Here is a 6,396-nt window from a genome sequence, read left to right on the forward strand (position 1 = left end):
GCACCCCCGCACCGCCCACCAGCAACGCCCCTGCCAGCGGCAACAGCAGCAACCACACATGCGGGCTCCATTGCAGGTCGAAGGCATAGCGGTACAGCACCAGGGTAATCAGCTCGCACCCGACCGCCGCCAGCAAGCCGCTGGCCGCACCCAGCAAGCCGAACTCGATCCGCCGCGCCTTGACCAGCAATGGCCGCGCCGCGCCCAGCGCACGTAGCAAGGCGCCCTGGCGGATGCGCTCGTCCAGCGTCGCCTGCAAGCCAGCGAACAGCACCGCCAACCCGGCTGCCAGCACGAACAGCAACACATATTCCACCGCCAGGGTCACCTGGGCGAGGATGCTGCGCAGCTGATCGAGCAAGGCGTCCACCTGCAGGATGGTCACCGCCGGGAATGCCCGTGACAGTGCCACCACATCCAGGTCATGGCCCGGTGCCAGATAGAAGCTGGTCAGGTAGGTGGTCGGCAGCCCCTGCAACGTGCCGGGCTGGAAGATCATGTAGAAGTTCGGCTGGAAGCTGTCCCAGTGCACGCTGCGCAGGCTGCTGACCCGGGCCTGGCGCTGCTGGCCGCCGATGTCGAAGGTCAGCAGGTCGCCCAGTTGCAGCTTCAGGCTGCTGGCCAGTTCCGCCTCCACCGACACACCGGGGATTTCATCTTCGGCGGGCAACGCCTGCCACCAGTTGCCACCCGTCAGTGCGTTGCCTTGGGGCAGTTCGGCTGCCCAGGTCAGGCTGAGGTCGCGCTGCACGGCGCGCTCGCCTGCCGAATCCTTGCTGACCACCTGCTGCACCGGTTGGTCGTTGATTCGCACCAGGCGGCCGGGTGTCACCGGGTACAGCGGTGCCGAGGTGGCATTGACCTGCTGCAAGTGTTGGGCGAAGGGCTCGCGATCATCCGGCAGGATGTTCAGGGCAAAATGGTTGGGTGCATCCTTGGGCAGCTGCGCTTGCCAGGTGTCGAGCAGTTCCGCGCGCAGCAGCGCGACCAGGGCCATGGCCAGCAGGATCAGGCCGAAGGCCAGGGCCTGGCCGGCAGCGGCCATGGGGTGGCGCAGCAGTTGGCCCAGCCCCAGGCGCCAGGTCAGTGGAGCCCCGGCCAGCAATTGGCGCAGGCTGCGCAAACCGAGCAGCAGCAGGCCGCCGAGCAGCAGTGCGGCGACCAGGCCGCCTCCGAGCAGTGCGAAGGTGAGCAGCAGGTCCAGGCTCAGGCGCCACATGATCAGGCCCAGGGCGAACAGGGCCGCGCCGTACACCAGCCAGCTGCTGGGCGGTATCGGCAGCAGGTCGCGGCGTAGCACGCGCAACGGCGGCACCTGACCCAGCGCGGCAATTGGCGGCAGGGCGAAGCCGGCCAGGGCCACCAGCCCCGTAGCGATGCCGGCCAGGGCCGGGACGATGCCACCTGCAGGCACCACGCTTGGCAGCAGGCCATGCAGCAGGCGGAACAGGCCCAGCTGGGCCAGCCAGCCGAGCAGGGCGCCGACCAGCGCGGCGACCAGGCCAAGCATGGCCAATTGCAGGCAGTACAGGCCCAGTGCCTGGCGGCGCGAAAGGCCCAGGCAGCGCAGCAGGGCGCTGGCGTCCAGGCGGCGTGCGGCATAGCGGCTGGCAGACAGGGCAACGGCGACGCCTGCCAGCAGCACCGCCACCAGGCTGGCCATGTTCAGGTAGCGCTCGGCCTTGCCCAGGGCGCCGCCGACCTGCTGGTTGCCATCGCGGGTGTCGCGCAGGCGCTGGTTGGCGGCCAGGTCCTTTTTCAGCGCACCGCGGTACTGCGCCAACGCTTCGGCATCGCCGCGCCACAGGTCGCGGTAGGTGACCCGGCTGCCCGGTTGAATCACGCCGGTGGCCTGCAGATCGGCCAGGTTCATCATTACCCGTGGGGTAAGGCTGTAGAAGTTGTTGGCGCGGTCCGGTTCGTAGGTGAGTACGCGGGTCATGCGCAGCGTCTTCATGCCCACATCGATGCTGTCGCCAACCTTAAGCCCCAGTGCCGCCAGCAAGCGTGGCTCGACCCATGCTTCGCCAGGTGCCGGGCCGCCGCCCGGGGTTTCTGCTGCATAGGGCTCCGCGGCACTGCGCACTTGCCCGCGCAACGGATAGGCACCATCGGCAGCCTTGACGCTGGACAGCTGGATGCCGTTGTCGCCGCCGACCACGCTGGTGAACTCGACCACCTGAGCGTGGCGCAAGCCAAGCGCCTTGCCGGCCTCGATCTGCTGGTCGCGGGCCGGTGCACTGCCCTGCAGCACCAGGTCGGCACCCAGGAACTCGCTGGCGCGCAGTTGCATGGCGCCGTTGAGGCGGGCACCGAAATAGCCGATGGCAGTGCTGGCCGCCACCGCCACCAGCAGGGCGAAGAACAGCACGCGCACTTCGCTGGCGCGAATGTCGCGCAGCAGCTGGCGCAGGGCCAGGCCGCACAGGCGGGACAGCGGCATGTGGTTCATCAGGCCTCCACCGGCGCCACCAGGCGGCCTGCATCCAGGCGGATCTGGCGGCGGCAGCGCCGGGCCAGGCGTTCATCATGGGTAACCAGCACCAGAGTGGTGCCGCGTTCCTTGTTCAGTTCGAACAGCAGGTCGCTGATGCGTTCGCCGGTGTGGCTGTCTAGGTTGCCGGTGGGCTCGTCGGCGAACAGCACTGCCGGTTGCGCGGCAAAGGCACGGGCAATGGCCACCCGTTGCTGTTCGCCACCCGAAAGCTGGCGCGGGGTGTGGCTCAGGCGCTTGCCCAGGCCGACCCGTTCGAGCAGGGTGCGCGCGTGTTCGCGGGCATCGCGACGGCCGTCCAGCTCCAGCGGCAGCATGACGTTTTCCAGGGCGTTGAGGCTGTCGAGCAGCTGGAACGACTGGAACACGAAGCCTACATGCTCGGCGCGCACCCGCGCGCGTTGGTCTTCATCCAGCGGCCCCAGGTCGTGGCCAGCGAGGATGACCTTGCCGGCACTGGGCTGGTCGAGGCCGGCGAGCAGGCCGAGCAGGGTAGACTTGCCCGAGCCCGAGGCGCCGACGATGGCCAGGCTGTCGCCCTGGGCCAGGTCGAGGGACAGCGCGTGCAGGATGGTCAGGTCACCTTCCGCGCTGGGGACCACTTTGCTAAGGTTCTGCGCAACGAGAATGCTGGGGCCCATGGAGAATCCGATGCGAGTGTGGTGGTTGAGTGCCGGTCTGGCCCTGTATTGCCTGGCCCAGAGCGCGGCGGCGGGAACACTGCTGATTGTCGGCGATAGTATCAGCGCCGGTTTTGGCCTGGATACCCGCCAGGGCTGGGTTTCCCTGTTGCAGACCCGCCTGCTGGAAGAAGGTTTCGACGACAAGGTGGTCAATGCGTCGATCAGCGGCGACACCAGTGCAGGTGGCCAGGCGCGGCTGCCGGCGCTGCTTGCAGCGCACAAGCCGAGCCTGGTGGTGCTGGAGCTGGGCGGCAATGATGGCTTGCGCGGGCAGTCGCCAGCGCAATTGCAACAAAATCTTGCCTCGATGATCGAGAGTGCGCGCAAGGCCGGTGCCAAGGTGGTGCTGCTGGGCATGCGCCTGCCGCCCAATTATGGCGTGCGCTACACCAGCGCCTTCGCCCAGGTCTATGAACAGCTGGCTGCCGAAAAACAGGTTCCGCTGGTGCCATTTTTCCTCGAGGGGGTAGGGGGCGTGCCTGAGTTGATGCAGGCGGATGGCATTCACCCGGCTCAGGCCGCCCAGCAGCGCCTGCTGGAAAATGCCTGGCCGGCGATAAAACCCTTGCTCTGATGCTTTAAACGGCGCCGTCTTTCGGCTAATGTTGCGCCCCCCGTTTCGAGTGCCACCAATGCCGCGCCCTGCCTGGTCCCTTTATGCCTACCAACTGATCGAGCCTGATGAGCAGCTCGACCTGTTCGCCTGCCAGGAAATCCGCGTCCACCTCGTTGCCCGACAGCTCGAGCTGGGCGTACCGGCCGACCGCACTCTGTGCGGTGGCCTGCTGCCTGCGCAACCGCGCTGGTCGGGGGTACCGCGCTCGATCTACCGCGACGGCCGCCTGTGCGACCTGTGCCGCGCGATCCTCGATGCCCAGCGGCGCGGCATGCGCCCGGTGTGGCCGGAGCTGCAGGGCGGCTGAACACCGCACCTTTCATCATCTGGAACGCTTGCATGGCGCCAATGCCTCCCGCTTGCATCGGCGCAGGTGTACAATCGATTCTCTTGACCCACCTTTCGAAGGATTTACCGGATGTTGCCGCGCTTTCCTGCCGTCACCCGTAGCCTGTCCCTGGCCGCCCTGCTGGTAGCAGGCCCCGCTGCTGCGCTGGAGCTGCCATTGCCACCACCCGGTGAAGACATCATCGGCCAGGTGCATGTGATCAAGGCAAAGTACGAGGACACGTTCGCCGATATCGGCACCGCCAACGACCTCGGCTACCTGGAAATGATCGCCGCCAACCCGGGCGTGGATCCATGGCTGCCAGGTGCCGGCACCGAGATCATCCTGCCGACCCGCTACATCCTGCCGCCGGGCCCGCGTGAGGGTATCGTCATCAACCTGGCCGAATACCGCATGTACTACTTCCCGAAAGGGCAGAACGTGGTGCATACCTTCCCTCTGGGGATTGGCCGTGAAGGATGGGGTTCGCCGATCGCCAATACCAAGATCACCGCCAAGACGCCGAACCCGACCTGGACCCCTCCAGCGTCGATCCGTGCCGAGCACGCGGCTGACGGTGACATCCTGCCGAGCGTGGTGCCGGCCGGCCCGGACAACCCGCTGGGGCCGTTCAAGTTCACCCTCGGCGTACCGGGTTACCTGATTCATGGTTCGAACAAGAAATTCGGCATTGGCATGCGTACCAGTCACGGTTGCTTCCGCATGCTCAACAACAACGTGCTGGAACTGTCGAAGATGGTGCCGGTGGGTACGCCGGTGCGCATCATCAATGAGCCCTACAAGTTCGGTATCAGTGGCGGAAAGGTCTATCTGGAGGCGCACACGCCGTTGGACGACCAGGGTAATCCGTCGGTGGTCGATAAACACACTGCTGTTATCAACGCCTTGCTCAAGCGTGAAGACCTGGCAAATAACCTACGCATGAACTGGGACATGGTGCGTGACGTGGTGGCCGCGGAAGATGGCATGCCTGTGGAAATTGCCGTGCCGGCCGAAAGCCAGGGTGGGGCACCGATGGTTTCGAGCATTCCGCCCGAACTGCAGTAAGGTAATTGCGACACACCCGGGCCTGCCTTAGTGCAGGCCTTTTCGTTTCTGCCAGGCGCGTTTGCTTGTGTACCGGCAATAAAAAAGCCGACCCACAAGTGGGTCGGCTCCATAACAATCCGTGAGGATTATTACTTGCGGCTGGCTTTGTCCAGCATACGCAGAGCGCGCTCGTTGGCTTCGTCAGCGGTCTGCTGAGCCTTCTGAGCGGCTGCCAGTGCGTCGTCAGCCTTACGGTAGGCTTCGTCTGCACGAGCTTGAGCGCGAGCTGCTGCGTCTTCAGTCGCAGTCAGACGAGCTTCGGTTTCTTTGGATACGCTGCTGCAACCGGTAGCCAGAACTGCGGCCAGAGCCAGAGCAGAGAATTTCAGAACGTTGTTCATCGTGTTCCCCTTCAAGGACTTTCTATTAAATAGCCATCTCTCGGAAAAGAGAAACTGGCCGGCGTACATAGTACCCATTACTTGTAGTAAGTAAACTGACTAAGCGCAAGAACTGCAAAAAAAATGTTGCTTGACGCCTTTCCGACAAGATTTGCGACACGCCTGTGAAAAAAACGTACAGGGTTCGCAAGCGACTGTAGTACAGGAACTTTTTTGTTGAACTAAGGGTGACTTTAACTGTCCTTCAGCGTCTTAAGCCCTAGTACACCGGGTGGCTTCCTGGTGCGCTGGCAAGAATGACATCTGGCTGCATTTTCGCCATTTTTAACCGCCACCACCTTGAGCAATCCCGCCTGCGGCGCCTACTATCTTGTGAGTGCCACAGGATCCGAACGATTGCAATCGTCCAGTGGTCGAAGGGGCAACAGGTGGCGTAGAGGATTCTGTGCCGGATAAACCACCATCGGTTAAGGTATGGGTCTGCCGAGTAGACCTGCGAGGAGTAGTGATGAGCGAAGCGCTGACCATCCACCATGACCAGGCCGGTCATCAGTTCGAGACCAGCGTGGACGGTCATCGTGCCTATCTGACGTACATGGACCTGGGCAAGCAGACGCTGGACATCTATCGCACCTTCGTACCCAACGCCCTGCGCGGCCGCGGGATTGCTGCCGCCCTGACCGAACGGGCCCTGGAGTACGCTGACCAGATGGGCTACACGGTGATTCCGTCCTGCTCGTACGTGGAGCGCTACATGGAGCGCCAGCAACGGCATTCGAGCAAGGTCTGATTCTGTAAAAAAAGCGGGGCCGCGTGGGGGGCCA

At 64.3% G+C, this 6,396-nt stretch carries 7 protein-coding genes; 4 read left to right on the forward strand and 3 right to left on the reverse strand.

What is annotated here, in order from left to right:
• Window positions 1-2,452 (reverse strand): ABC transporter permease (locus ACK1U9_RS10605; RefSeq protein ID WP_449109882.1); only part of this gene is annotated, 2,452 nt, incomplete at its 3' end.
• Window positions 2,452-3,135: an ABC transporter ATP-binding protein gene (locus ACK1U9_RS10610; protein ID WP_016714756.1), complete on the reverse strand. Its 684-nt coding sequence runs from the start codon at window positions 3,133-3,135 to the stop codon at window positions 2,452-2,454. The genes ACK1U9_RS10610 and ACK1U9_RS10605, both read right to left, overlap by 1 nt.
• Window positions 3,136-3,145: 10 nt before the next feature.
• Between ACK1U9_RS10610 and ACK1U9_RS10615 the strand changes: the two genes are divergently transcribed.
• The 3 genes from ACK1U9_RS10615 to ACK1U9_RS10625 all read left to right on the forward strand — a co-directional run bounded on the left by ACK1U9_RS10615 (window position 3,146) and on the right by ACK1U9_RS10625 (window position 5,189).
• A complete protein-coding gene (locus ACK1U9_RS10615) occupies window positions 3,146-3,751 on the forward strand; it encodes an arylesterase (RefSeq protein WP_338460298.1) in 606 nt (201 codons plus the stop codon).
• Window positions 3,752-3,809: 58 nt separating this feature from the next.
• A complete protein-coding gene (locus ACK1U9_RS10620; RefSeq protein WP_013971899.1) occupies window positions 3,810-4,100 on the forward strand; it encodes a hypothetical protein in 291 nt (96 codons plus the stop codon).
• Window positions 4,101-4,211: 111 nt separating this feature from the next.
• A complete protein-coding gene (locus tag ACK1U9_RS10625) occupies window positions 4,212-5,189 on the forward strand; it encodes a L,D-transpeptidase family protein (protein ID WP_046615742.1) in 978 nt (325 codons plus the stop codon).
• A 131-nt stretch (window positions 5,190-5,320) separates the two neighbouring features.
• Here ACK1U9_RS10625 and oprI read toward each other — a convergent pair whose 3' ends face one another.
• On the reverse strand, window positions 5,321-5,572 hold the full coding sequence (oprI, locus tag ACK1U9_RS10630; protein WP_003259780.1) for an outer membrane lipoprotei OprI: 252 nt from the start codon (window positions 5,570-5,572) through the stop codon (window positions 5,321-5,323).
• Window positions 5,573-6,080: 508 nt separating this feature from the next.
• Between oprI and ACK1U9_RS10635 the strand changes: the two genes are divergently transcribed.
• Entirely contained in the window at window positions 6,081-6,362 is a 282-nt protein-coding gene (locus tag ACK1U9_RS10635) for a GNAT family N-acetyltransferase (RefSeq protein WP_046615741.1), read from the forward strand.
• Window positions 6,363-6,396 lie beyond the last annotated feature (34 nt).

The sequence above is a fragment of the Pseudomonas sp. XP1 genome, from assembly GCF_053557675.1.